This window comes from Sulfitobacter delicatus (assembly GCF_900102535.1).
GTDB lineage: Bacteria > Pseudomonadota > Alphaproteobacteria > Rhodobacterales > Rhodobacteraceae > Sulfitobacter > Sulfitobacter delicatus.
The window spans coordinates 145175-170043 of the sequence record NZ_FNBP01000006.1 but is presented as its reverse complement, the minus strand read 5'-3'; the positions used below and the strand labels follow the sequence as shown (position 1 = coordinate 170043).

Sequence of the window (24869 nt, the reverse complement as noted above, 5' to 3'; positions counted from 1 at the left end):
TTCGGTAAGATGTGATTAACTGATATATTAGATTGAACAGCTATGGAAGAGCCTGCATGATGTCATCGAACAAGCCTGCTGCACCGCGCGCGCAGTCCCTCGCCAAGAGCATTCTAGGCGGCGGCGCTGATCTGGGGCTGTTCGAAGGCGGCCCGACAGGGCGTGGCGTCTATGCCACCCTGCGCGACCAGATCGTAAAGCTGGACCTGCCACCCGGCACGCCCCTCTTGCGCTCGGAACTGGCCGAGACCCACGGCGTCAGCCTGACACCGCTGCGCGATGCGCTGCAGCAGCTCGCCAAGGAAGGGCTGGTCAAAATCTACCCGCAGTCACGCACTCTGGTTACGCCCATCGACATGTCGGCGATCCGCGAAGCACAGTTCATGCGGATCGCGCTGGAGACGGAAGTCGTGCGCCGCCTGGCGAAAGAGATTGCGCCCGAAGCGCTTGCCCGCCTGCGCAGCATCGTCGCCCTGCAGGGCAGTGTCTCTGACCAACCCTCTGACGTGCCAACCTTTCAGGAACTCGATGAAGTGTTCCACCAAACTCTCTTTGTCGCTGCGGGCCATGTGCAAAGCCAACGTATCATGCGCAGCCATGCGGGCCACCTTGAGCGTCTGCGTCGCCTGCATCTGGACGACATTGACGAGGCAGGGCGCATCCTGAACAACAAAGACGTCATCGAAGGCCACAGCCGTATTCTTGACGGAATCGAGGCGGGCGATGCTCCTGCGGCTATGGATGCACTGCGACAGCACCTTCAGCGCACTGTCGACCGTATGACCGATAAGCGGGCAGCTTTCCCGGAGTATTTCACCCAGGAAAAGCCTTAACTCAACGGTTGTTGGCCTTGCGCCACGCCGCGAACTTATCGAGGCTCTCTTGCTTGGTGCCCGGGTACAGGCCGATGATCCCTGCTCCGCCCTTCACCTGCTCGACCACGAAGTCTTCGTAAGCCGTCATCTCGACAGCCTCATCGGCGACCTCTTCTGCGATGTCCGACGGCACGATGATCACACAGTCATCGTCGCCCACGACAATGTCGCCAGGAAAGACCGGCGCATCGCCACAGCCCACCGGGCAGTTGATCTCAATCGCCTCATGCAGCGTCAGGTTTGTCGGGCTCGAAGGGCGCGCATGATAGGCGGGGATATCCAACGCCCCGATGGTTGCGGCGTCACGCAGGCCGCCGTCCGTCACCACCCCTGCCGCGCCGCGCATCATCAGCCGTGTGATCAGGATGTCCCCGGCGCTGGCGGCACGCGCGTCTTTGCGGCTGTCCATGACCAAGACATGACCCTCGGGGCAGGTCTCAATCGCGACCCGCTGCGGATGCTCGGGATTGCGGAACTCGACCAACTGGTTGCGGTCCTCCCGCGCTGGCATGTAGCGCAGGGTAAAGGCCGGTCCGACCATATTCTGCCCTTTAGCGGCCACTGGCCCAACGCCCTGCACCACCTGATTGCGCAGCCCGCGCTTGTAAAGCGCCGTGGCCAATGTCGCGACCGAGACCGCCTTGAATTTCTCACGTAGGTCGGGGTTCATGCCGTCTCTCCCTTAAGTCGGTTCTCTGAAATAAACTGGTCGAGCACCTTCTGCTGATGCTCTGTCAGTGGCCATGCAGAGGGCGGGCGCGTGGCGCCGCAATCCTGTCCGATCGCCATCAGGGCCGCTTTGACCCCGGTGACATTGGTGCCGTTGTGCTCTTCCGCGCGGATGTCTTCGAAGGCGCGCATTCCGGCGATCAGCCGGTTCGCCTCTTCATAGTTACTCGCATAAAGGGCCGCGTGAATTGCGACCGACCGTTCCGGCCAGACGTTGATCAGGCCCGAGGTGAAGCCGCGAGCCCCCACTGCATAGAGCGGGGGGGCCCAGACCTCGGCCAAGCCGCCGACCCAGACGATATCATCGGGTGCGGCCTCAATCGCGCGGGCGAGGTTCAGGGGGTTCGGCGTTGCCCATTTGACGCCCTTGACCCCTTCAATCTCACACAACCGCGCGATGCCTTCCGGCCCCATTGCGTCATTGCGCAGGTAGAGCATCACCGGCAGACCGCCCGAGGCGTCGCGCACCGCACGCACATAGTCGACCGTGCCGCGTGGCGAGACAAATGGGTCTGGCGGCTGGTGGATCATCAGCGCATCGGCTCCCGCCGCAGCACTGGCCTTCGCCAGCGCGCAGGCGTCCCGAATGCCGCGTCCCACTCCCGCCAGCAGCGGCGCGCGCTCGTCGACCATCTGCGCCACTTCGCGCACCATGGTGCAGGCTTCGTCATTGGTCAGCGCGTAATATTCGCCGGTGTTGCCGTTCACTACTGGGATATGCACCCCGGCCCCAAGCGCGCGGTCGATGATCGGGGCCAGCTTACGCGGCGCGATTTCCCCGTCGGCATCGTAGGGCGTCACAAGGATTCCCGAGATACCGGTCAGCGCTTTCGTCAGATCATGTGTCATAGGAAAACCTCTTAGAAAATGTCTGGCTCACCTGCCGCTTGGCCAAAGCCTGCAGTCAGGTAATCAAAGTCACAGCCCTGATCGGCCTGCCCTACATGGCGCTGGAACATATAACCCCAGCCTCGTTCGAACCGGGGTTCCGGCGCCTTCCAAGCAGCACGGCGGGCGGCGAGTTCGTCCTCCTCCACCAGCATGTCAAGGGTCCGCGCTTCAAGGTCCATACGCACGATGTCTCCGGTCTTGAGCAGGGCCAACGGCCCGCCCACGAACGATTCCGGCGCGACATGCAAAATGCAGGCGCCGTAAGACGTGCCCGACATCCGCGCGTCCGAAATCCGCAACATGTCTCGATGGCCCTGCTTCAGCAGCGCCTTTGGCATCGGCAACATGCCCCATTCCGGCATCCCCGGTCCGCCCTGCGGCCCCGCATTGCGCAGCACCAGCACATGATCGGGCGTCACGTCGAGGTTCTCATCGTCAATCGCCGCCTTCATCTCGGGATAGCTGTCAAAGACCAGCGCCGGACCTTCGTGGCGGTGGAACTTCGGATCACAGGCCGCCGGTTTGATCACCGCGCCATTGGGGCAAAGATTGCCCTTCAGCACCGCCAGCGAGCCTTCCTTATAGACCGGGTTCGACAAGGGCCGGATTACATCGCCATTATAGACAGGCGCACCTGCGATCCCTTCTTCAAGCGGCTTGCCGGTGCAGGTAATGGCCGAGCGGTCCAGCTTATCGCCCAACTGGTCCATCAGCGCCCGCAGCCCACCCGCAAAATAGAAATCCTCCATCAGGTATTCGCTGCTGCCAAGCGGGCGAATATTTGCAATCAGCGGGGTGATCCGACCCAGAGCATCAAGATCGTTGAGCTCCAGCGCCACACCCGCACGGCGCGCCATGGCCAAGAGATGCACCACCGCGTTGGTCGAACAACCCGTCGCCATCGCCACCGTCGCCGCGTTCTGCACGGCGGCAGGGGTGATGATCTTATCTGGCGTGAGGTCCTCCCAAACCATGTCCACAATCCGCCGCCCACAAGACGCACTCATCCGCTTGTGCCCCGCGTCTGCTGCCGGGATCGATGTAGCGCCCGGCAAGGTCAGCCCCATGGCCTCGGCAATCGCGGTCATGGTGGAGGCCGTGCCCATGGTCATGCAATGGCCATAAGACCGCGCGATACCACCTTCGACGCCAACCCATTCCTCTGCCGAAATCGTGCCCGCACGGCGCTCGTCCCAGAACTTCCACGCATCCGAGCCCGAGCCAAGCGCACGCCCTGCGTAGTTTCCGCGCAGCATTGGACCAGCGGGCAGGAAAATAAATGGCACCCCCGCGCTGATTGCTCCCATCGTAAGGCCGGGGGTGGATTTATCACATCCGCCCATGAGCACTACACCGTCCAAGGGATGCGAGCGGATCGTCTCCTCTGTCTCCATCGCGATCATATTGCGGTAGAGCATCGACGTCGGCTTAGTGAAGCTCTCGTCAATCGAGATCGTAGGAATCTCCAACCCCAAACCGCCCGCCTGCGCGATGCCCTTTTTCACGTCCTCCGCACGGTCCCGGAAATGCAAATGGCAGGGGTTCATCTCTGACCAGGTGTTCAGGATGCCAATCACCGGACGGCCTTCCCAATCCTCCGGCCCCAATCCCATCTGCATCATCCGAGACCGATGGCCAAAGCTGCGCAGATCGTCGGGGGTAAACCAGCGCGCGCTGCGCAATTGGTCGGCGGTCTTTCGGGTATTGGTCATAGGATCCTCGCCAGCTGAAACTCGATTCCGAAATGGGCAAAATCCCATCTTGCTCCAACTGATATATTACCGTATCACCCTGATTGTCGATACCATTTGAAGGGCGGATTGCGAAAATGTCGGGGAAAACGCTGAAACAATCGCTTTGCCGCGGCAGCCGTCTCTCTGGCTTCTGGCTCTCGCTTTGCGCGCCCATAGCAACGGAAATCGCGGCCGGCAGTGGCATTGATTGGCTCCTGCTCGACATGGAGCATGCGCCCAATGACCTTAGCCAGATCACCGACCATCTGCGTGCGGCAGCTTCGGCCTCGACTACCACTCCCGTCATCGTGCGCATGCCCACCTCTGACCAGACAATGACCAAACGCTTGCTGGATATCGGGGTGCAAAACCTGATGTTCCCGATGATCCAAAATGCCGAAGAGGCAAGGCGCGCGGTATCCTGGACCCGCTATCCCCCAGAGGGGCTGCGCGGCATTTCCGCCACCATCCGCGCGAACAACTATGGCCGTGATACTGGCTACCTTAGCAGCTACGCGGCATCACAATGCGTTATCGTTCAGGTCGAAACGCCGGAGGCGGTCGATAATATTCCGGCCATTTCCGAGGTGCCCGGTGTCGACGCGATCTTCATTGGGCCGGGCGATCTGTCCGCCGCTATGGGCCATGCAGGCAACCCGATGCACCCTGACGTACAAGCCAAGATCCGCGCAGCCGTTTCCGAGATCCACAGAGCAGGACTGCCTGCGGGCATCCTCGGCTACGGCGCTGAACCGGCACAACGCTACTTTGACGACGGGATCGAATTCGTCGCCATCGCGGGCGATGCCTGGCTGCTGGCCCGACAGATGGACGCGTTAGTCCAGACCATGGGCCAGTCGACGACAACATCGAAACACCAAACCGACAAGGATTGATCATGACCTCCGACAGCAAGACATTTCACCCCCACGGCAAGCATCTCATCGCTGGCGAATGGGTCGGCGGCGGAGAGACCTTTGCCAATTCGCCCGCTGCTGGCGAGAGTGACCAGTTCCAACTCGGCACGCCCGCGCATGTGGATGCCGCCTGTGAAGCTGCAGAAGACGCCTTTTGGTCCTACGCCTATTTTAGCCGTGACAGCCGCGCGGATTTCCTCGACGCCATCGCGGATGAAATGGAGGCGCGTGCCGAGATCATCACCGAAGTTGGCGCCCGCGAAAGCGGCTTGCCCACAGCGCGCCTGCAAGGCGAACGCGGTCGCACGATGGGACAACTCCGGCTCTTCGCCGATCACATCCGAAAGGGCGCGCATCTGGACCGTCGCGTCGATGTCGCCTTGCCCGACCGCCAGCCAATGCCGCGGCCTGACATCCGCATGGTGCAACGCCCCATCGGTCCGGTGGCCGTCTTTGGCGCCTCGAACTTCCCGCTCGCCTTCTCAACCGCCGGCGGCGACACCGCAGCCGCACTGGCCGCGGGTTGCCCGGTCGTTGTGAAGGGCCACTCCGCCCACCCCGGCACAGGCGAAATCGTCGCCGAAGCAATCCACGCGGCGATCCAGAAATGCGGCGTTCATCCCGGTGTCTTCTCCCTTATCCACGCCAACAGCCGCGATGTGGGTCAGGCACTGGTCCAGCATCCGTTGATTAAAGCCGTGGGCTTCACCGGCTCACTCGCTGGGGGCCGCGCGCTCTTTGACCTTTGCGCTCAGCGGCCCGAGCCGATCCCGTTCTTTGGCGAACTGGGTTCCGTCAATCCGATGTTCCTGCTTGAAGAGGCAGCCAAGAACCGCGCCGCCGAAGTGGGCGAAGGCTGGGCCGGATCGCTCACCATGGGCGCCGGGCAGTTCTGCACCAACCCCGGCATCGCTGTGGTGCGCAAGGGCGCGGAAGGTGATGCCTTTGTCGCCGCCGCCAAAGAAGCGCTGGAACAGGTCGGTCCACAAGTGATGCTGACAGACGGCATCGCGCAAGCCTACCGTGACGGCAAAGAACGTTTCACCGGGCGCAACGCTGTTCGCGCGCTGGTAAGCAACGAGAGCGAAGGCCGCAGCGCACAGCCAAACCTTTTTGAGACAGATGCGGACACCTACCTCCAAGATCACGCGCTTGGCGAAGAGGTCTTTGGCCCGCTCGGCCTCGTCCTGCGGGTCTCTTCGAGAGAGCAAATGCACGAACTCGCCAAAGGCTTTGAAGGCCAACTCACAGCGACGATCCACATGGACGACGGCGATACCGAAGCCGCGCAGGCACTGATGCCGATCCTTGAACGCAAAGCGGGCCGGGTGCTGGTCAACGGCTTCCCCACCGGGGTCGAAGTCTGCGACGCGATGGTTCACGGCGGCCCCTACCCTGCATCGACCAACTTCGGCGCGACCTCTGTGGGCACATTGGCGATCCGCCGCTTCCTGCGGCCCGTGTCCTACCAGAACCTGCCCGACGCATTGCTGCCCGAAGACCTGCGCGAGGCCACCGCATGAGCGCCGAGCTGATCGGCCCCGTTGCCGTCCTCGACGCCATGCCGCAGGACATGCAGGACAAGGTGCGCGGTTATGCCCAAGGGCTCGACCTGAGGTTCGCAGAGTCGTTTGCGGAAGAGGACTTTGCGAAAGTTGCGAAAGGCGCACCCTATATCGTGCCGCGCGGCCGGGGCCTGCCTGCGCAGGTTTTGCGCAACGCGGATACCGTCAAACTAGTGCATCAATGGGGCACCGGATACGACAAAATCCCGCTCGACATCGCGCGGGAGAAAGGCGTGACCGTGGCGCGCAGCCCAGGTGTCAACGCACCGACAATTGCAGACCTCACCATCGGCATGATGATCGCCGCCCTGCGCCGCATTCCCCTGCACTACAACAACACCCGCGCGGGCAAATGGATCGTGCCCGACATCGTTCCCGGCGCGCGAGACCTCAGCAGCCAGAAGGTCGGCCTGCTGGGCTTTGGCGCGATCGGCCAGTTGGTGGCCAAACGGCTGACCGGCTTTGACTGTGAGGTGCTCTACTACCGCCGCTCAGGAGAAGTTGAAGACACCAGCGCCCGCTATGCAGACCGCGACGAGATCCTGTCCACCTGCGATATCGTAAGCCTGCACATGCCCCTGACAGAGGCTTCGCGCCGCACCATCGGCGCGGCGGAGCTAGATCAGATGAAAGACGAGGCTCTTCTGGTCAACACGGGTCGGGGCGGCTTGATCGACGAAGCCGCATTGATCGACGCGCTGACCCACCGTCGCATTGCAGGGGCCGCGCTGGATGTCTTCACCGAAGAGCCGATCAAGCCGGACAACCCGCTGCTGCGCCTCGATAACGTGCTACCGCTTCCACATATCGGCGGCCATAGCGAGGACAATCTCAAGCGGATGGTCAACCATTGGGCCAGCAACATCCGCGCCTTCCACGAAGGCCGCGGGATTGACGAAAGCTGCATCGTCGCCTGAACAAAGCCCCGGACTGCGCTGACGGTCCGGGGCTATCCTTCAGCCTTCTAGATCCACCGGCATCAAGATTTCGTTGGTTTGGCTGATCAGATACCCTGCCTCAGCGCTTTTCTTCAAATAAGCCTGCCAATCTGGGTCCGCCGCCATTTCAGCACGTCGTGCAGCACGATCTGCAGCGTCTTCATAGGCCCAGATATGCACGAACGAATTCACGTCCCCTGTCTCTACCTGCGCATAGATCACCGGTGCGCCTAGAATGCGTTTCTGTGCGGGGAACCCATATTCGGCATAAAGCGCGAGGTGCTTTTTGATCGTGCCAGGACGGCAACAATAGGTGCGGTGGTCGTAAATCATTAGAAGCCTTTCGGGTGAGTGGTGTCAGGCGATGCCAGCGTGGTCGGTGATCCGCGTCCGCGCTTGCAACAGGTGATAGGCCATAGACACGCCCGCGACCTCAGCGTCGCCCGCGCGGATCGCTTCCAAAATTTGCCGATGCTCGCTGATCACAACATCAATCCGGTTTTGCGTACCTTCGCGCGTGAGCTTCTGCGCGACATCGATACCCTGTTCGATGGCATCCCGCGCGCAGTCCAACATCTGAATAAAGACTTCATTGCCCGAGGCCTCGGCAATGGCCCGGTGAAACTGGTAATCAGCATCGAACGACGGTGTCCGCGCCTGCATCGATTCCTCAAGCACCTGCAATGCCGTCTCGATCCGGGCGATATCCTTCGGGTTGGCACGCAACGCGGCCATGCGGGCCGTCGCCTTCTCCACCGTGATCCGCGCCTCCATCGCGCGCATGAGGCCCGCAACAGAGCCTGCCGTGGTATATTCGATCAGCTTTTCCGAAGGCCGCCGGCGCACAAAGGTGCCGACACCGCGTCGCGCTTCGACAAGTCCGTCCTCCTGCAACTTGCGCAACGCCTCTCGCACAACCGGGCGCGAGACGCCGAAGGCAGTTGCAATCTGGTGTTCAGAGGGCAGCTTTTCCCCCTGTGCCAGCTTGTTGGATACGATTTGCTCAAGCACCTGCCCGTAGAGTTGGTCGGCCAGCGTTTGCCGTTTTTTAATTTTCAGTTTCGGCGCAGTCACCGGTTACTCCCCCGCCGCCGCGCGACGCATCATATTGGCCAGTCGCAACGCCGAAGTCGCCGCGCCATAGCCGTTATCGATATTCACCACTGTCACCCCCGGCGCACAGCTGGCCAAAATCGAATCGAGCGCGACCCTCCCGCCGCGGGCGACACCATAGCCGACAGATGTAGGCACACCAATCACAACGCCCGGCACCAATCCGGCCACAACCGACGGAAGCGCTGCGTCCATTCCGGCAAAGACGATCACCACATCCATCTCGCGCAGCAATTCCTCGCGCGCCAACAGGCGCCAGAGACCAGCCACCCCAACGTCAGAGACTTCGGTGGCATCCATCCCGCCATAGGCCAGCGTACGCTTTGCCTCAGCCATTGGGGCATAATCAGAAGTGCCGGCGCTGACCAAACCAATGCGCGGGGTATCCGACAGCGGGCCGATCTCTCCTAGAACGGCAGTGCGCGATGCGCTGCAATAGTCCACAGCATTGCGAAGTTCGTCGGGTAGCGCATCGAACTGTGCCGCCGTCAATCGGGTCAAAAGCATCCGCCGCTCTTCGGCCACGGCATCGGTCAAAATCCCCGCAATTTGCTCCACGGATTTATGCTCGCAAAGCACGGCTTCTTCGATCCCGATCCGGCGCCCGCGCCCCCGATCAAAGGTCACGTCGGGATGCCCGTCCGGGCCTGATTCATTGATGGACAAAAGCACTTCCTCTCGAATAGGCGCGCAGATTGACGGGCCGGTCATCGCGCGTGATGCGCTCTACCTCCGACCCGATCTCGGCACGCTGTTGCGCCGACAGCGCCGCATATACGGGCGGGTCAATTTCAATCACCCAACCGCCCCGCAACAACCGGCAGCGCAGGGTCACTTGGCCCAGCATCTCCTTCAGCATTACTTCGACCCGATCGATCACCGCCAGATCCGCAGGCTCCACCCGCAGGCCGGTTTCGATCCGGCTCGCCAAACAGGGCGCAGCCGGCAGTTCCGCGAGGTCTCCAAGCCCTAACGTCCGGGCCAACGCCCGCACATCCGCCTTCGACATTTGCGCGGTAACGAAAGGATGCAGCACCCCATGCTCTTTTGCGGCCTGCAGACCGGGGCGGTAATCCGACAGGTCGTCAGTATTGGTTCCTGCTGCAACAAGCGGGCCCATTCGGGCGAGCGTGCCATAGAGGTTGGACTTACAGAAATAGCAGCGGTTCACCGGGTTGGCGCGATAAGCCGGGTCCGCGAACTCTCCCGCGTCCACGAGTTTCAACTGCAAGCCCTGCGCGGCCGCGAATTCCTTAACCCGCGCGGTGGCGGCTGCGGGTACGGCGGCGGATACCGCATGGCAAAGGGTCACACGATCCGCGCCGCGCACCTCGGCTGCTGCGGCGGAAAGGGTCAGACTGTCGATCCCGCCGCTTAGGGCAATGGTCAACGAATGGGGCGCTTCGAGCGCTGAATAGAGAGCAGCAGGTAGGGTCATTCGCCCGAGTCTTCCTCGGTCTTCAACTGCGCTAAGAGACGCGCGCTGGACATCTGCAAATGGTCTCGCATCCGCTGTCGGGCGCATTCGGCGTCGCCTTCGGCAATCGAAGCCGCAATGTCGTAATGCTCCTGCACGGCATCACGGCTTTCGCCCCCGCGCTTGAGCGCCTGCAGCCGCCCCGCCAGCATGGTCTCGCGCAAGCTGGCCACAAGATAGTTAAACAGGCCGAGGTAGTAGTCATTCCCCGTGGCGACGCAAACGGCACGGTGAAACTCCAGATCGGCGCTCACCCCGGTCGCCACGGCTGGTCCGTCGCTCTGGTTGGTTTGGTCATAGGCTTCTGCCGTGCGCTGGATTTCCAACCGCGCCTCCGGCGTCGCGCGCAAGGCAGCAATCGCCGCGGCCTCAATTTCCAACCCCATGCGCAGCTCCAGAATCTGCGCCAGTTTGCGTTGGCTTTCCATATCACATTCGGGGATGGCGAAACCCTGTCGCGGTCGGTTGCTCGCCACAAAGGCCCCCCGCCCCTGTCTGCTGGACAACATGCCTTCCGCCTTCAGGCGCGAGACCGCTTCACGAATGACGGTGCGGCTGACATCGAAATCACTTGCGAGAGCTGTTTCGGACGGCAACAGATCACCCACGCCCCAGACACCGTTTACGACATTGTGCCGCAACACCTCTGTCACCTGGTCGCTCAACGTGGCCCCATCAACGAGTAGCGCTGTCGCCTGAAGATTTCCTGTCATGTTTTCAACATCCTTTTGCTAATTGGTACACCTGTATGACAAGTTGTCAATGTACAGGAGTTAGCGCCCACCCCGCTATTGCAAGCGGGATACAACATGACAACTCCGCCTAAATTTCGGGCAATTTGTATTTTTAATTGACAGGCTAGGGAATTCGCCGCAGTCTGCAAAAACACGGCACCGGGGTGTCAGGGGGGAGCCCAGAACCCGATTATTTACTGCCGGTACACAGTCAAAACTCGGGAGGAGTTTCAATGTCACTGATTTCTAAAACGATTCGCCAGACAACGGCGGCCACCATCCTTTTTGCCGTGACAGGTGTCGCAGCACATGCTGAAAGCTTTGTCATGGCGACAGGCCAGCAGGGCGGCTCATGGTACCCGGTCGGCGGCGCAATCAAAGCGATTGTCGAGCGCGAAAACCCAGATATGGACATCACCGTGACCCCGGGCGCCGGTGTGTCCAATGTGGTGGGCGTTGACGCGGGCCGTTTCGGTATCGCTTTCGCAAACTCGATTTCCACCGTGGACAGCCTCTCGGGCAAAGAGCCTTTCCGTAAGGCCACGACAAATGTCTGCAACCTCGGCATTCTCTACCCGCAGTATTTCCAGATTGTGGCGCTGGAAGATTCCGGCATCAAGACCATCGCCGACATGAAGGGCAAGCGCCTGACGACACAGCAGCTTGGCAACACCGGTGAATTCCTGACCCGCGAATTGCTGTCGACTGCTAACATGACATTCGACGACCTCGATAGCGTGGCGAACACCTCCTACTCGGACTCGGCGTCGCAGATGAAAGACGGTCAAGCTGACTTCTTCACACTGGGTTCCTCCCTGCCTACTGGCTCGGTGATGGATCTCGCCTCCTCGCGCAAAATCCGTCTGGTCGATGTGGATGAAGAAACGTTCAAGTACTTCAAGGACAAGAACGCCGCCTTCCAACGCCGCGAAGTCAAAGCTGGCGCCTATCCGGGCTTCGACGAGACCGTCCACGCGATCAGCTATGACACGCATATGGTTGCCCCCTGCGACTACGACGGTGAAATCGTCAAATCCGTTCTCTCTGCCATTGCGGACAACAACGAAAGCTTTGCCGCGATCAGCAAATCCATGGCGAACCTGACGGTTGAGGAAATGGCCACCGATATCGGCGTGCCCTTCCACCCTGCGGCCAAAGAGTTCTACGCCGAGCGCGGCGTCTCGGGGATGTAATTCCTCCCGCTTAGAAGTCGGGCTGGACGGGGCACATCGCTCCGCCCGGCCCCCACTCACACTTGCCAGAGGCCCGCGCGACTGCGCTGCCGTGCCGATGGCCGCCCCCACATTAGACGCGAGAACCCCATGCAACTGTCGATCCTTCTGGACAAGATGCCCCTGATTACCCGTATAGCAAGGCTGATCCTGGTCGGCATGGCTGCTTGGCATCTCTACGTCGCCTTTGTTGGCCCGCCCAACCCCTACATCATGCGCGGCGTCCACGTCGCATTGGCGCTGCTGCTGATCTTTCTGACCGTGAACCGCAAAGGTCTGCGCAATGATGTACCGAGTTGGTATGATGTTGCGCTCGGCCTCGTGGCCATGAGCGCGGCGCTCTACCCCTCGCTCAACCTTAACTACATCACCCAGCGTTTCCTCTATGTTGATCCGCTGATGCCGATGGACATCGTCGTGGGCATCACCCTCGTCTTACTGTTGCTGGAAGCGACACGCCGGATGCTGGGGCCAATGCTGCCGATCACCGCGATCCTCTTCATGGCCTATGGGCTCGCGTTCACGTCGACCCTTCCCTCGGTCATCCTTGAACAACTCTTTATGACGCCCGAAGGCATCTTCGGCATCCCGATCGCCGTGTCGGCGACCTATATGGTTCTCTTCATCCTCTTTGGCTCGCTGGTCGAGCGGATGGGCGTGGGGCAACTCTTCATGGATTTCGCGGTGGCGTTGACAGGTCGTCAGGTTGGCGGCCCGGCAAAAGTGGCTTGCGTGACCTCTGGCCTTTTCGGTTCCGTTTCCGGCTCGGCCGTGGCCAATGTGATGACCACCGGCACATTCTCCATCCCTTTGATGAAACGCATGGGGTTCAAACCGGCCTTCTCCGGCGCGGTTGAGGCGGTGGCTTCCACCGGCGGCCAGATCATGCCCCCGGTCATGGGCGCTGCGGCCTTTGTCATGGCCGAATACCTCGGCGTCGGCTATCTGACCGTCGCGAAATACGCGCTGGCACCTGCCATTCTCTTCTACGTCGCCCTCTTCGCTGCGGTGCATTTTGAGGCCAAGCGTAAGGGCATCGGCTCGGTCCCTAAAGAGGACCAAGTGCCACTGAAAACCGTATTGATCGACCGTGGCCATCTGTTCCTGCCTCTGGCGATCATCGTCGGCGTGCTGATGATGGGCTATTCGGCTCCTTATGCGGCGCTGTGCGGTATCGTCTCGGTAGTGCCTGTCGCGGCACTTCGTAAGACAACCCGCCATTACGTCACCGTAGACAACATTCTCGAAGCCCTGGAAGGCGGCGCGCGTAACGTGTTGGCGATTGCTGCGGCCTGTGCCTGTGCGGGCATCGTGGTTGGCGTAATCGACATTACCGGGCTTGGCCTCACCTTCTCGAACTTCGTAATCGAAGCGGCACAGGACACGCTGGTTATCGCGCTCTTCCTGTCGATGATTGCAGGCATCATCCTTGGTATGGGGATGCCGACGACACCGGCCTATATCGTGCAGGTTGCTCTGCTGGTGCCGGCGCTGGTAAAGCTCGGCGTACAGGTCGAAGCGGCGCACCTCTTTGTGTTCTACTTCGCGATCCTGTCGGCCATCACCCCACCTGTCGCCATGGCGGTCTATGCGGCCAACACCCTGTCGCATGCCAAAATCGTCGAGGCGAGCTGGGCTGCGGTGAAACTTGGCGCTACGGGCTTCATCGTGCCCTTCATGTTCGTCTATGAACCGGCGATCCTGATGCAAGGCTCGGCAGTACAAGTGACCCTCGTCCTGCTGCAAGCGACCATTGGCGTTATCCTTCTGGCCGCGGCCCTGCAGCGCTACTACTTTGGCAGACTGTCAAACCTGCTGTCGGTGGTTCTCTTTGGCGCGTCGCTGCTGCTGATCTATCCCGATTTGAGGCTCACCGCCTCGGGGCTGGTCATCGCAGGCATTATCCTGGCCATCCAAAAGGCCAGGACGCCAGACCCGCAGAGCCAGCCTGCCACCCACAGCTAATTATCTGAACGAACGAAACGGAGCACATTTCACATGCTGCAAAAAACATCCCTCAAGGCGCGGACCGGCGGACAGGTTCTCGTGGACCAATTGCTGATCCACGGCGCCGACACCGCCTATTGCGTCCCCGGCGAAAGCTACCTTGAGGTGCTCGATGCGCTGCATGACGTGCAAAACAAGTTCACCCTCGTGAACGCACGTCACGAGGCCGGAGCCGCGAATATGGCCGAGACCTATGGCAAACTGACGGGCAAGCCGGGCATCTGCATGGTCACCCGTGGTCCCGGTGCCTGTCATGCCGCCATCGGCGTGCATATCGCGCAGCAAGACAGCACGCCGATGATCCTGCTCGTCGGCCAAATCGCCCGCGACACCACCGACCGCGAAGCCTTTCAGGAAATCGACTACCGCGCCATGTTCGGCCCGATCGCGAAATGGGCCACGCAGATCGATGACCCGGCGCGCGTGCCGGAATATATGGCCCGCGCCTTCCGGGTGGCGACCTCGGGCCGCCCCGGTCCGGTCGTTGTTTCCCTGCCCGAAGACATGCTGACCGAAGTCGTCTCGGTGGCTGATGCACGACCCTATACCGCCACCCATGCGGCGCTTTCCGCCGAACAGCTCGACATGCTCAAAGCCGAGCTCTCGCAGGCCGAACGCCCGCTGATGCTGCTTGGCGGCTCGGGTTGGTCAGACGAAAGTGCTGCTGCGATCACGCGCTTTGCCGAAGCCAACAAGATCCCCGTCACGACCTCCTTCCGCAGGCAGGATATCGTCGACAACCTCTCGCCCGTTTTTGCCGGGGACTTCGGCACGTCCACCGCGCCGAGCCTTTATGCACATCAGCGCGAGGCAGACCTTTTGGTGGTCATCGGCGCGCGTTTGGGCGAAATGACGACCAAGACCTACACCACGATGCAGTCGCCCAACCCCGACACCCGGCTGGTGCACCTTTATCCCGATACGGATGAGATCGGGCGAGTCTATTCGCCTGACCTCGGGATTGCCGCAGCACCGGTCTCCGTTGCGGCTGCTTTGGATGGCCTCGATCTGGGCCGTGCAGAGGCTTGGGGCGCGTGGTGCGAGAAACTCCATTCTGATTACCTGACCGATACCGAAGCCCCGAACGGCGGCGATTGGGACCTCGACATGGGGGTTGCTCTGGCCCAAATCCGTGATGAGCTGCCTGACGATGTGGTCGTGACACTCGACGCCGGCAACCACACCGGCTGGGCGCAACGGTTCCTGCGTTTTGGCCGTCCGGGCCGGATCGTAGGCTCGACCTGCGGCGCAATGGGCTATTCGGTGCCCGCCGCCGTCGCGGCCTCAATCGCCGAGCCAGAACGGCTCACCCTCTCATTCGTCGGTGATGGCGGTTTCATGATGAGCGGCAACGAGTTGGCCACTGCCGCGCAATACGGCGGCTGCCCCATCGTGCTGCTGTTCAACAACGGCATCTACGGCACGATCCGCATGCACCAAGAGCGGGACCACCCCGAGCGCATTTCCGGCACCACCCTCCAGAACCAGGATTTCGTCAAAATGGCGGAGGGTCTTGGCGCCCATGCGGAACGGGTTACCAAAACCGAAGATTTTGCCAGCGCTTTCGCCCGCGCGCGTGAAAGCGGCCGCCCGGCGTTGATCGAATTAGTAACGGACCCTGAGCAAATCTCCACCCGCACCACCATCAGTAAGCTCCGCGATGCCGCTCGCAAAAAGGTTGGCGCGGATCAGCGCTAAAGGCCTGTGTAAAGGATAACCGAGATGACCACCCTCACTGCAGAACGCGGCGCGTCCGGAACGGACAGCCGCGATCACGTCCCCCTGCTCGACGCCCTGCGCGACGCCATCGGTGCGGCCTATGTGCTGACTGATGCGCAGGATCTAGCCACCCGCCTTGTCGAAGACCGCGGCCTGCGCAGCGGCACGGCAATCGCCCTGCTGCGTCCCGGCTCCACCGAAGAGGTCGCCACCTGTCTGCGGCTGTGCCAAACCGCCAAAGTGCCGGTCACCCCGCAGGGCGGCAACACCGGTCTTGCAGGCGGTGGCGTACCGGACGGCGGTATCATCCTGACCACCGACAGACTGAACCGTATCCGCCAGGTCGATCCGACCAATGCCACCATGACCGTCGAAGCAGGCTGCATTCTGGCGAATATCCAGGCCGCCGCTGATGAAGTCGATGCGCTCTTTCCCCTGTCGCTGGCCTCCGAAGGCTCCTGCCAAATCGGCGGCAACCTGTCGACAAACGCGGGCGGCACGGCGGTGCTGCGCTATGGCAATACCCGCGATCTCGTGCTCGGGGTGGAGGTCGTCTTGCCCGATGGCCGCGTATTGAATGACCTCAACGGCTTGCGCAAAAACAACACCGGCTACGACCTTAAAAACCTCTTTATCGGGGCCGAGGGCACGCTGGGGATTATCACTGCTGCCGTCATCAAACTCTTCCCCAAACCCACCGCACGTGCCACAGCACTGGTTGCCTGCACGGGTCCGGACCCGGCCCTCGCGCTCTACGCGCGCATGCGCAGTCAGACCGCCGACACCCTCTCGACCTTCGAGTATATTGACCGGCTCGGCCTGCAGATGGTGGTCGATCACGCCCCCGGCTGTAGTGATCCCATGGTCGAGGTGCACCCGGCCTATTGCCTGATCGAACTCACCGGTAACGGCGCGCAGGCCGATCTCGACGCGCGGCTCGAAGGGGCGCTTGAAGCGGCATTTGAAGCTGAAGAGATCATCGACGCGGTGATCGGGGCATCTGAAGCGCAGAAGGATGCGCTCTGGGCACTGCGGGAGAACTTATCTGAAGCGCAGAAACCCGAAGGCGCCTCGATCAAGCATGACGTCTCGGTCCCCGTTTCCCGCGTGGCGGATTTCATCAAAGTCGCGACCCAAGCCTGTATGGATCACATGCCCGGCCTGCGCCCCTGCCCCTTTGGACATTTTGGGGACGGAAACCTGCACTTTAACCTATCCCGCCCTGTCGACATGGCGGATGCTGACTTCCTCGCCGAATACGGCGCTTTTAACCGGATCGTGCATGATATCGTGCATGAGATGGGTGGTTCATTTTCGGCGGAACACGGCATCGGTACCTTCAAACGCGCGGAACTCCGACGCTACAAAGACCCCGTCGCGCTGGAACTGATGGAACAGCTGAAAGCAGTGCTCGACCCGGGCCAGATGCTGAACCCGGGCAAAGTACTCTGAGCGGCTACCCGCGTCCGGCATAGGGCATTTTGGTCGCCATAACAGTCACGAACATGGCGTTAGAACTGAGCGGCAACCGCGCCATATACGACAGGGTTTCAGCCACGTCGCCCACATCCATCCGCGGTTCCGGCGCGCGGCTGCCATCGGGCTGCAGGACACCGTCCTTCATCCTCTCGGTCATCTCGCTCGCCGCATTGCCGATGTCGATCTGCCCGCAAGCGATGTCATGTTTGCGCCCGTCCAATGACAGGGATCGCGTAAGTCCAGTGATCGCATGTTTGGTGGCGGTATAGGGCGTGGAAAGCGGGCGCGGCACATGCGCGCTGATAGAGCCGTTATTGATGATACGCCCCCCCTTGGGGTCCTGCCGTTTCATCAGGGCAAAGGCGGCGCGGGCGCAGAGGAACGATCCCGTCAGATTGGTTGCAACGATGTCATTCCAGTCGGTAACACTCAGGTCGTCAATCTCTACCGCAGGGCCGTTGCGTCCGGCGTTGTTGAACAACAGATCAAGCCGACCGAACTTTGCTTCGATGCGTCCAAACAGGGCATCCACATCCGCCTCGCTTCCCACATCAGCGGCGAGAGCTAAATGCCCCTGCCCGTCCAAAGTGGCGCAGGCGTCATCTAGGGCTTCCTGGCGCCGACCGGTGAGGACAAGCGTAAACCCATCCCGCGCCAACCGCTGCGCGCAGGCTAGGCCGACACCGCTCCCCCCGCCTGTAATAAGAGCAATCTTGTTGTCCATGGTCGCACCTCAACTGGATCCAAACGTTAAACCCAGACTAATATATCAACCTTTGCAATGATATGATTTTGCGGGACTTTCGGATTACTGATCACAGAAGACCGCTGATCGGCCCCCAACCGCTCTCCCTCTAGTAGCCAGCCTGCGAGATGGCCAAGTTCGCACGCAAGCCGTACGCCCCAAAAGCACCCAACTCACAAAAACGCGAGTGCACTAGACGACCGGTCTAATAATACGTATCTCCCCGGTATGACAGACGCAAAGAAATCAGATCAAACGCGGCAGCGCATTCTCGACAGCGGGCGTGCGCTTGTATTGCAGCACGGGTTTTCGGGCGTAGGTCTTGCGCGCATATTGGCAGAGAGCGGCGTTCCCAAAGGTTCGTTCTACTACTACTTCGCCTCGAAAGAGGCGTTCGGCACAGCGATGCTCGCAGATTACGTCGAAGGCTATCTGAACCGGGTCGACGCATTGATTGCCGGGCCGGGCGATGCAGGTGCAAAGCTTGAGAACTTCTGGGACGCTTGGCTCAGTCACTCTACAGCCCCCGGCATTGCAAGCGCCTGTCTTGTGGTCAAACTCGGCTCAGAAATCGCGGACCTGTCGGACCCGATGCGCGAGACACTTGACCGCGGCGTTGACGCGCTTGTCACGCGTCTTGCGAGCCTGCTGCGCGAAGGGGCAAAGGAGGGTTCAGTTCGTCCCTTCATCGATCCTGATGCCACCGCCCGAATGCTCTATGCAAAATGGCTGGGCGCCGCGGTGCTGGCAAAGCTGGCGCAAAGCGATGCGCCTCTGCGCATGGCCCGCGCTGAAACCACCTCCCAACTTTCCCCGACTGGGGATCAATTCTAAAACTGAAAGGAAACAGCATGTTTGCTGCAATCCACGACACATTTGGCGAACCCGCCGATGTTATCACGACACGCGAAGTCCCCACTCCCGCCCCTGCCGCGGGCGAAGCTTTGGTGCGCATGGTCCTGTCGCCCATCCACAACCACGATCTTTGGACGGTCCGCGGCAATTATGGCTACAAGCCTGAGCTGCCCGGAGCGATCGGCGGTACCGAAGCGCTCGGCATTGTCGAGAGTGTCGGCGAAGGTGTGGACGAAGCGCTGATCGGCACGCGGGTCACTGCAGCAGGTTTCCATGGCGCTTGGGCCGAGTATTTTACCGCCCCCGCCGCTGGTCTCTTGCCCCTGCCCGATGTCATTACCGATGAGGCTGGCGCGCAATTGATCGCCATGCCTTTCAGCGCCCTGTCGCTTTTGGAAACGCTGAAGGTGCAGAAAGGCGACTGGCTGATCCAGACCGCCGCGAATGGTGCAGTTGGCAAAATCATGGTGGGCCTGGCCAAGGCCCGCGGCATCAACCTGCTGAACCTCGTGCGTCGTGAAGAAGCAGCAGATGAACTGCGCGAGGTGGGCGTTGAGAATGTCCTCTCCACGGCAGACGCAGACTGGCAGACAAAGGCTCGCGACCTGATCGGCAAAGGCGGCGCGGTTTCGGCCATCGACTCAGTAGGCGGCGAATTGGGCGGTCAATTGGTCGAACTGCTCGGCAAAGATGGCGAGTTGATCGTCTTCGGCACCGCGACCGGCGCGCCGCTGTCGATGTCCTCGGGCGAACTCATCATGAAGCACATCACCGTTAAAGGTTTCTGGGGCTCGCGTGTCAGCAGCGAAATGGCGCCAGAAACGCGGGGACGGCTGATCGGCGAATTGGTGCAGCTGGCTGCCAAGGGCGAATTGCCCCTCGACACCGGCGGCACCTACGCTTTGGCAGACGCAGCTGAAGCGATGAAAGCGGCATTGTCTACTGGCCGCGGTGGCAAGGTCATGCTGCGCCCGTAAGTGTTGGCAAACTAAGGTTGCAGCGGCTTAAGACACGGGCCGCTGCAGCATTCCTCAGGCTATTTCTCCGGCTTCGTATAGTCGCCTTGAACCTGACCCCGGTATTTCTCAGTAAGTTCAGCAGGCACTTCGCTGCCGTCCTTCAGAAAGGGCAAAATGCCCTTGCGTCCTGACTTGCCGCGCATCTCGTGAATGTCATCGTCAGACCGCGTTACCCGTTGGGACATCCGACGGCTCCACTGGCCCAGCAGCCCATAGAGATGGTCTATTTCGGCCGCATGCGCAGACCCTTTCGCAAGGTCCCGAAACTCCTCGGGATCTGTCTTCAGGTCGAAAAGTATAGGTCGAAACCCGCCTTCAAAGTGGATCAGCTTGAACCGACCATCAAAGACCATGAACATGCGTGCATCGCGCGTCGCAAGCCCCAGTTTTTCGCAAATCGGCGTCGCCGAATAGTCGTATTCGCTGACGACAAATTCACGTGTCTCCTCCGCCGTGCCATGCAAATGCGGGATCAGGCTGCGGCCTTCGAGGATGTGATCCGCAATCTTACCCCCCGCCACCTCGACAAAGGTCGGGGCGAGGTCAATTGCTTCCACCAAGGCGTCGCAGGTGGTGCCGCGGGTTGCATCCGCTTCGACACGCGGATCGAAAACGATCATCGGTACTTTGACCGAAGGATCATGAAACATGTCCTTCTCCCCCAGCCAATGATCGCCCAGATAATCACCGTGATCCGAGGTGAGCACGATCATCGTATCGTCCATCCGACCGCTGCTTTCGAGGTAGTCTAACAGCCGACCCAGTTGGTCATCACACTGTTTGATCAACCCCATATAGGCTGGGATCACCTTGGCCCGCACCTCGGGATCGTCAAAGGCCTGCGCGATCTTATTGCCCATATAGGCGGCATAGACTGGATGGGGATCTTCGCGTTCACCCGCGTCGCGGGTGGGCGGGGCGACATGCTGCGGGCCATACATGTCGTGATAGGGCGCGGGCACAATGTAAGGCCAATGCGGTTTGATATAGCTCACATGGGCGCACCACGGCTCTTTCGCCTGCTCGATGAACCGGATGGTTTCCGAGGTAAGCCATGGCGTTTCGCTGTCTTCCTCCCGGATATTGGCAGGCAGATCGGCGTTCTGGAACATCCAGCCCGACGCGATCTCTCCATCCACAACGCCGGCATTGGCGTGGCTGGCCCAGGGGTTGGAGGCACTATACCCGCGAGACTTCAGATACTCATTATAGGGGGAGCGTTTTTCGTCATAAAACCCGTCCGGCCCCTCACCCCAAAGCCCGTCATCTCGGACCCATACGTCAAAGCCGCATTCGGCTTGCCGCGCCCCGATAACACTTTCTTCGGTCAAGCCGAGCCGCGCCATGCCTTTGGCGTCCACCTTCATATGGGTCTTGCCGATCAGCCAGCAGTCCATCCCTGCCTCGCGCAGATGGTCGCCCATCGTTACCTCACCGACCCGCAAGGGGAAGCCGTTCCACTGAGCGCCATGGCTGGAAGCGTAGCGGCCCGTGTAATAGCACATCCGGCTCGCGCCACAGATCGGCGACTGCACATAGGCATTTGTAAAGCGCACGCCGCGTGCGGCCAGACGGTCAAAATGAGGCGTCTTCAGATGCGGATGGCCAGCGCAGCTTAGGTAGTCAAAGCGCAATTGGTCATACATGACGAACAGAATATTCAAGCCGATTCCTCCATTCCCGAAGTTAGCCACAGGCTGCGCCTGAAAGACCAGCAACGGTTTGCGCCGGACTGGTGTGAGATGTCATAGAGCATTCCCGTCTATTGCGCGAAATACGCAGCAACCCGTTCCCGGAACGAAGGTAAGATCGACCCATCATAGCCACGCTGCGGCACCGCATGCCAAAGCGCGTTCAGAACGGCTTCCTCGACAGCTTCGACCGCAGCGACAAAAAACGTATCCATGCGGCTTTCATTCAGGCGTGTCGCGGCAAAAGTGTCACCGCTGTCACGCGGCACACTATTGGCGGTGGAAAAGGCCAAAGCGATGTCGCCGCTTTGGTGGCCGATATGGCTGCCCAACCGCCCAAGGGCAGCAGCGCTGCGGCGGGCTACGCGCGTCAGCTGCCGCGCGCAGAGCGGTGCATCGGTCGCGAGAAGGATGATAATCGATCCTTTGTCCGGATCGCCGCCGCCCGCACCCTGCGGAGGCGGTATCTGCTGTCCCAAGACCCGAAGCGCCGCTTGCTGGCCGAAGTTCGACAGCACCAAAGCCCCCAGTCCAAAACCCGCACCACCCGGGAGGTCAACCCGGCGAGAGGACGACCCGATCCCGCCCGCATAGCCGAAGGTTTTCATTCCACTGCCCGCGCCGACCGTCCCTTGATCGAACCGCGACGCGGCAGCAGCGATGGCGGCATTTGCGTGGTCTTCCGTCACAGCAAGCGCTTGGATGTCGTTCACCGTCCCGTCGTTACATTCCAGAACCACCGGATTGACCGTGCATTTGCGGCGTCCGATTTCGGGATCAGCGGCAATCGCCCGCCGGATCAGCGCGGTAGAACAGGTGCCGACAGCGAAGGTATTGGTCAAAAGGATGGGTGTCTCGATTTCGCCGAGTTCCTCAACCTGCATTAAGCCCGCGCTTTTGCCGAAACCGTTGAGCACCGCAATACCAGCAGGCACAGGGCGCGCAAAGAGGTCATCTTGATGTGGCAGAACCGCAGTCACACCGCTGCATTCGCCCTCCCCGCGCAGGCTTTCATTGCCAACAGTGATACCGGCAATATCGCAGATCGTATTGGTGGGCCCCGTCGGCAGCGTCCACCATGCGCTACAGTTCAGCAGGTCTCTCATCTAGCACCACTCCGCCCCGGTTACGCCGAGATCACCCTGCGCAACTGCGCCACCTCGTAGTTCCCGCCGCAGAGCAACACGGCAGAGGTCTGGCCTGCATAGGCGTCTTGGTTCGCCAGATAGGCCGCGAGCGCGAGACCCGCGGCGCCTTCGACCAGCATGTTTTCTTCCCAAGCCAGCACCTTCAGGGCAGCGGCAATCTGCTCTTCGTCGCAATGCACGATCTGATCAATGACCTCGCTGGCCATGGGCAGCGTCAGGGAATCCGAGTCCACCCCGCCTGCGACGCCATCGGCGAGCGTATCGAGGTGTTCGGTTTCCACGATCTGCCCCGCCTCGATCGACGCCGCCAGTGCGCAACTGTTGCTGGCACTCACGCCGATCACGCGGGTCTGGGGCGAAAACTCTTTGATCACCGAACCCATGCCAGAGATCAGACCGCCGCCGCCCATAGAGACGAACACGTTGTCGACCTTGCCGATCTGGTCCAGCAGTTCCAGCGCCGCGGTCCCCTGCCCCGCGATTACCTCTGCGTCGTTATAGGGCGAGATATAGGTATAGCCTTCCGCCTCAGCCAACTGCTGCGCGTGCAGTTCCGACAGCGACGCATCCGCGCCGTGGATTACGACCTTGGTGCCGAAGGACTCGATCGTCTGACGCTTTTTGGCGACGACGGTTTCCGGCAGCACCACGATCAACTCATGCCCGGTGGTCTGGGCCGCGAGCGAACAGGCAATGCCGTGGTTGCCGGACGAAGCGGTAATGACAGGCCGGTCAAGCGGCACGGTGGTCAACTTGGCGCTCGCCCCGCGCAGTTTAAAAGAGCCGGTGTGCTGGAAGTTCTCAGCCTTGTAGAGCAATTGCGTTCCTTCCGGCAGCGCCAGGCGCGACGCGATAACCGGGGTGCGGCTGATGGCGCCTGCAATCTTGCGATGCACGGCACAGGAACGGGCGGCGGATTGAGAGATGAGGTCGGAGACAGGAGACATAGTGTTTTCCATCAGTTGGATGAGTGTTCGGTATTTCTGGCCTCGAGCACCGCGAGAGAAATCGCAGCATCTTGAACCGCAAGCCCGGTAAGGTCGGCAATGGTGATCTGCTTGTTATCAGCGCGGCCCGGATGGGCGCCCGAAAGGATGTGACCCAAGGCAATCACCTCGTCGGCACGGCGCCCCTCGGCCTCGGCACGTGCAAATTCACCGTGGTGCAGCGACTGTGCGGCCAAATCGCAGACCAACAGATCGGCGGCGGCGACAAGATCGGTCGCCAGTTCCTGCTTGCCGGGGCTATCGGCACCAACCGCGGTGATATGCGTCCCCGGTGTAACCCATTCGCGCTGGATCAGGGGCATTTTTGCGGGCGTTGTGGTGATGACAACCTGCGCCGCGCGGGTGGCGGCCTCAAGGTCAGTCGCCGTGTTGGCGGAGAGTCCGTCACCTTGCAGTTCCGCGCAGGCCGTTTCCGCCTTAGCCGCATCCCGGCCGCATATGGTAAAGGATAGCTTTCGCTCCGGGATCAGCGCCTGCAAACAGCGCGCTTGAAAACGGCATTGCAGCCCGGTGCCAACAATCAGCACCCCCTTAAACCCGTCGACCCCAAGCGCGCGGCTCGCAATCGCGCCGCCCAATCCGGTGCGCATATCGGTGAGCCAGCCTTCATCCCGCAGGATCGCCAGCGGCGCGCCGGTAGTGGCCGAGAACATCAGGTTTAGGCCGTTCGAACTGGGAAGCCCTTTGGCCGGATTGTCGTAAAAGCCCGTGGCAACTTTGATGACAAAACCTTCCGTGCCCTGCACATGGCCGGTCTTCACATGGCAATCACCATTGGCGTCTTCAAAACCCAGATAGGTCACTGGCGGCGCCTGCACGCGGCCTTCGGCAGAGGCGATGTAGGCGTTTTCGATTGCCCGCGCTGCTGTTTGTAGGTCAAAACAGTCCTGAATTTGACTTTTGTTCAGATCAATCACTTGGCGCCCCCTATCCGGTCGGTTGACCCGATTTCTGGATTGAATTATCTAATTTAAAATTTTGTGTCAATCGACAGG

At 60.9% G+C, this 24869-nt stretch carries 23 protein-coding genes; 10 read left to right on the top strand and 13 right to left on the bottom strand.

The features are described 5' to 3' along the window. The first annotated feature begins 56 nt into the window (after nt 1–56). Nucleotides 57–833, top strand: coding sequence for a GntR family transcriptional regulator (locus BLS57_RS12255; protein ID WP_208597567.1), 777 nt, complete (start codon nt 57–59; stop codon nt 831–833). Between the two features lies 1 nt (nt 834). Here the strand turns inward: BLS57_RS12255 and BLS57_RS12250 are convergent, their stop codons facing one another. The 3 genes from BLS57_RS12250 to araD are packed head-to-tail and all read right to left on the bottom strand — an operon-like array spanning nt 835 to nt 4207. Then, nucleotides 835–1545, bottom strand: coding sequence for a ribonuclease activity regulator RraA (locus BLS57_RS12250; RefSeq protein WP_093742690.1), 711 nt, complete (start codon nt 1543–1545; stop codon nt 835–837). Next, complete coding sequence (locus BLS57_RS12245; RefSeq protein WP_093742688.1) at nt 1542–2453, bottom strand: dihydrodipicolinate synthase family protein; 912 nt, start codon at nt 2451–2453, stop codon at nt 1542–1544. Before BLS57_RS12245 ends, BLS57_RS12250 begins: the two co-directional genes overlap by 4 nt. Before the next feature lie 11 nt (nt 2454–2464). Beyond that, on the bottom strand, nt 2465–4207 hold the full coding sequence (araD, locus tag BLS57_RS12240; RefSeq protein WP_093742686.1) for an L-arabinonate dehydratase: 1743 nt from the start codon (nt 4205–4207) through the stop codon (nt 2465–2467). Nucleotides 4208–4323: 116 nt separating this feature from the next. Here araD and BLS57_RS12235 point away from each other — a divergent pair, with 116 nt between their 5' ends. Genes BLS57_RS12235 through BLS57_RS12225 form a run of 3 tightly spaced genes read left to right on the top strand, consistent with a single transcriptional unit; the run spans nt 4324 to nt 7627 of the window. Then, on the top strand, nt 4324–5124 hold the full coding sequence (locus BLS57_RS12235) for an HpcH/HpaI aldolase family protein (RefSeq protein ID WP_093742684.1): 801 nt from the start codon (nt 4324–4326) through the stop codon (nt 5122–5124). A 2-nt stretch (nt 5125–5126) separates the two neighbouring features. Further along, a complete protein-coding gene (locus tag BLS57_RS12230) occupies nt 5127–6668 on the top strand; it encodes an aldehyde dehydrogenase (NADP(+)) (RefSeq protein ID WP_093742681.1) in 1542 nt (513 codons plus the stop codon). Further along, nucleotides 6665–7627, top strand: a complete 963-nt coding sequence (locus tag BLS57_RS12225; protein WP_093742677.1) for a 2-hydroxyacid dehydrogenase — start codon at nt 6665–6667, stop codon at nt 7625–7627. The genes BLS57_RS12230 and BLS57_RS12225 overlap by 4 nt, the downstream gene beginning before the upstream one ends. A 39-nt stretch (nt 7628–7666) precedes the next feature. On the opposite strand, the gene BLS57_RS12220 is transcribed toward BLS57_RS12225, so the two are convergent. From BLS57_RS12220 to BLS57_RS12200, 5 genes are read right to left on the bottom strand one after another with little or no spacing between them, the layout of a single operon-like run. Further along, a complete protein-coding gene (locus BLS57_RS12220) occupies nt 7667–7981 on the bottom strand; it encodes an NIPSNAP family protein (RefSeq protein ID WP_093742673.1) in 315 nt (104 codons plus the stop codon). A gap of 24 nt (nt 7982–8005) precedes the next feature. Further along, entirely contained in the window at nt 8006–8722 is a 717-nt protein-coding gene (locus tag BLS57_RS12215; protein WP_093742671.1) for a FadR/GntR family transcriptional regulator, read from the bottom strand. Between the two features lie 3 nt (nt 8723–8725). After that, the gene (gene larB / locus BLS57_RS12210; protein WP_244153675.1) at nt 8726–9433 is read right to left on the bottom strand and encodes a nickel pincer cofactor biosynthesis protein LarB; all 708 of its coding nucleotides are present in this window, start codon (nt 9431–9433) and stop codon (nt 8726–8728) included. Beyond that, the gene (gene larE / locus BLS57_RS12205) at nt 9414–10199 is read right to left on the bottom strand and encodes an ATP-dependent sacrificial sulfur transferase LarE (RefSeq protein ID WP_093742669.1); all 786 of its coding nucleotides are present in this window, start codon (nt 10197–10199) and stop codon (nt 9414–9416) included. Before larE ends, larB begins: the two co-directional genes overlap by 20 nt. Beyond that, entirely contained in the window at nt 10196–10951 is a 756-nt protein-coding gene (locus tag BLS57_RS12200; protein ID WP_093742668.1) for a FadR/GntR family transcriptional regulator, read from the bottom strand. The genes larE and BLS57_RS12200 overlap by 4 nt, the downstream gene beginning before the upstream one ends. 254 nt (nt 10952–11205) lie before the next feature. Here BLS57_RS12200 and BLS57_RS12195 point away from each other — a divergent pair, with 254 nt between their 5' ends. The 4 genes from BLS57_RS12195 (at nt 11206) to BLS57_RS12180 (ending at nt 17382) form a co-directional block, all read left to right on the top strand. Continuing rightward, entirely contained in the window at nt 11206–12165 is a 960-nt protein-coding gene (locus BLS57_RS12195) for a TAXI family TRAP transporter solute-binding subunit (RefSeq protein WP_244153674.1), read from the top strand. Nucleotides 12166–12294: 129 nt separating this feature from the next. Beyond that, nucleotides 12295–14169: a TRAP transporter permease gene (locus tag BLS57_RS12190; protein WP_093742665.1), complete on the top strand. Its 1875-nt coding sequence runs from the start codon at nt 12295–12297 to the stop codon at nt 14167–14169. A gap of 33 nt (nt 14170–14202) precedes the next feature. Next, a complete protein-coding gene (locus BLS57_RS12185; RefSeq protein ID WP_093742663.1) occupies nt 14203–15909 on the top strand; it encodes a thiamine pyrophosphate-binding protein in 1707 nt (568 codons plus the stop codon). A 24-nt stretch (nt 15910–15933) separates the two neighbouring features. Beyond that, nucleotides 15934–17382: an FAD-binding oxidoreductase gene (locus BLS57_RS12180; protein WP_093742661.1), complete on the top strand. Its 1449-nt coding sequence runs from the start codon at nt 15934–15936 to the stop codon at nt 17380–17382. A 4-nt stretch (nt 17383–17386) separates the two neighbouring features. Here the strand turns inward: BLS57_RS12180 and BLS57_RS12175 are convergent, their stop codons facing one another. Beyond that, nucleotides 17387–18133 carry an SDR family oxidoreductase gene (locus tag BLS57_RS12175; protein ID WP_093742659.1) on the bottom strand — a complete coding sequence of 249 codons (747 nt, stop codon included), beginning with the start codon at nt 18131–18133 and terminating at the stop codon, nt 17387–17389. Nucleotides 18134–18382: 249 nt separating this feature from the next. Between BLS57_RS12175 and BLS57_RS12170 the strand changes: the two genes are divergently transcribed. Both BLS57_RS12170 and BLS57_RS12165 read left to right on the top strand, forming a co-directional pair. Continuing rightward, complete coding sequence (locus BLS57_RS12170; RefSeq protein ID WP_093742657.1) at nt 18383–18988, top strand: TetR/AcrR family transcriptional regulator; 606 nt, start codon at nt 18383–18385, stop codon at nt 18986–18988. 17 nt (nt 18989–19005) lie between these two features. Further along, a complete protein-coding gene (locus tag BLS57_RS12165; protein ID WP_093742655.1) occupies nt 19006–19986 on the top strand; it encodes a zinc-binding dehydrogenase in 981 nt (326 codons plus the stop codon). Nucleotides 19987–20045: 59 nt separating this feature from the next. Here BLS57_RS12165 and BLS57_RS12160 read toward each other — a convergent pair whose 3' ends face one another. From BLS57_RS12160 to BLS57_RS12145, 4 genes are all read right to left on the bottom strand, one after another. After that, entirely contained in the window at nt 20046–21692 is a 1647-nt protein-coding gene (locus BLS57_RS12160) for a sulfatase-like hydrolase/transferase (RefSeq protein WP_093742653.1), read from the bottom strand. 98 nt (nt 21693–21790) lie between these two features. Then, the gene (locus BLS57_RS12155) at nt 21791–22825 is read right to left on the bottom strand and encodes a P1 family peptidase (RefSeq protein WP_093742651.1); all 1035 of its coding nucleotides are present in this window, start codon (nt 22823–22825) and stop codon (nt 21791–21793) included. A 20-nt stretch (nt 22826–22845) separates the two neighbouring features. Then, nucleotides 22846–23814 carry a threonine ammonia-lyase gene (locus tag BLS57_RS12150; protein ID WP_093742649.1) on the bottom strand — a complete coding sequence of 323 codons (969 nt, stop codon included), beginning with the start codon at nt 23812–23814 and terminating at the stop codon, nt 22846–22848. An 11-nt stretch (nt 23815–23825) separates the two neighbouring features. Then, complete coding sequence (locus tag BLS57_RS12145) at nt 23826–24791, bottom strand: Rossmann-fold NAD(P)-binding domain-containing protein (protein ID WP_167356422.1); 966 nt, start codon at nt 24789–24791, stop codon at nt 23826–23828. Nucleotides 24792–24869: the final 78 nt, after the last annotated feature.

What these genes read in the sequence shown, in the direction of transcription:
- BLS57_RS12235 (WP_093742684.1), top strand. Translation starts at nt 4,324, where the DNA reads ATGTCGGGGAAAACGCTGAAACAATCGCTTTGCCGCGGCAGCCGTCTC.
- BLS57_RS12230 (WP_093742681.1), top strand. Translation starts at nt 5,127, where the DNA reads ATGACCTCCGACAGCAAGACATTTCACCCCCACGGCAAGCATCTCATC.
- BLS57_RS12255 (WP_208597567.1), top strand. Translation starts at nt 57, where the DNA reads ATGATGTCATCGAACAAGCCTGCTGCACCGCGCGCGCAGTCCCTCGCC.
- BLS57_RS12165 (WP_093742655.1), top strand. Translation starts at nt 19,006, where the DNA reads ATGTTTGCTGCAATCCACGACACATTTGGCGAACCCGCCGATGTTATC.
- larE (WP_093742669.1), bottom strand. Translation starts at nt 10,199, where the DNA reads ATGACCCTACCTGCTGCTCTCTATTCAGCGCTCGAAGCGCCCCATTCG.
- BLS57_RS12250 (WP_093742690.1), bottom strand. Translation starts at nt 1,545, where the DNA reads ATGAACCCCGACCTACGTGAGAAATTCAAGGCGGTCTCGGTCGCGACA.
- BLS57_RS12245 (WP_093742688.1), bottom strand. Translation starts at nt 2,453, where the DNA reads ATGACACATGATCTGACGAAAGCGCTGACCGGTATCTCGGGAATCCTT.
- BLS57_RS12185 (WP_093742663.1), top strand. Translation starts at nt 14,203, where the DNA reads ATGCTGCAAAAAACATCCCTCAAGGCGCGGACCGGCGGACAGGTTCTC.
- BLS57_RS12220 (WP_093742673.1), bottom strand. Translation starts at nt 7,981, where the DNA reads ATGATTTACGACCACCGCACCTATTGTTGCCGTCCTGGCACGATCAAA.
- BLS57_RS12180 (WP_093742661.1), top strand. Translation starts at nt 15,934, where the DNA reads ATGACCACCCTCACTGCAGAACGCGGCGCGTCCGGAACGGACAGCCGC.
- BLS57_RS12200 (WP_093742668.1), bottom strand. Translation starts at nt 10,951, where the DNA reads ATGACAGGAAATCTTCAGGCGACAGCGCTACTCGTTGATGGGGCCACG.
- araD (WP_093742686.1), bottom strand. Translation starts at nt 4,207, where the DNA reads ATGACCAATACCCGAAAGACCGCCGACCAATTGCGCAGCGCGCGCTGG.
- BLS57_RS12155 (WP_093742651.1), bottom strand. Translation starts at nt 22,825, where the DNA reads ATGAGAGACCTGCTGAACTGTAGCGCATGGTGGACGCTGCCGACGGGG.
- BLS57_RS12190 (WP_093742665.1), top strand. Translation starts at nt 12,295, where the DNA reads ATGCAACTGTCGATCCTTCTGGACAAGATGCCCCTGATTACCCGTATA.
- BLS57_RS12225 (WP_093742677.1), top strand. Translation starts at nt 6,665, where the DNA reads ATGAGCGCCGAGCTGATCGGCCCCGTTGCCGTCCTCGACGCCATGCCG.
- BLS57_RS12170 (WP_093742657.1), top strand. Translation starts at nt 18,383, where the DNA reads ATGACAGACGCAAAGAAATCAGATCAAACGCGGCAGCGCATTCTCGAC.
- BLS57_RS12175 (WP_093742659.1), bottom strand. Translation starts at nt 18,133, where the DNA reads ATGGACAACAAGATTGCTCTTATTACAGGCGGGGGGAGCGGTGTCGGC.
- BLS57_RS12150 (WP_093742649.1), bottom strand. Translation starts at nt 23,814, where the DNA reads ATGTCTCCTGTCTCCGACCTCATCTCTCAATCCGCCGCCCGTTCCTGT.
- BLS57_RS12195 (WP_244153674.1), top strand. Translation starts at nt 11,206, where the DNA reads ATGTCACTGATTTCTAAAACGATTCGCCAGACAACGGCGGCCACCATC.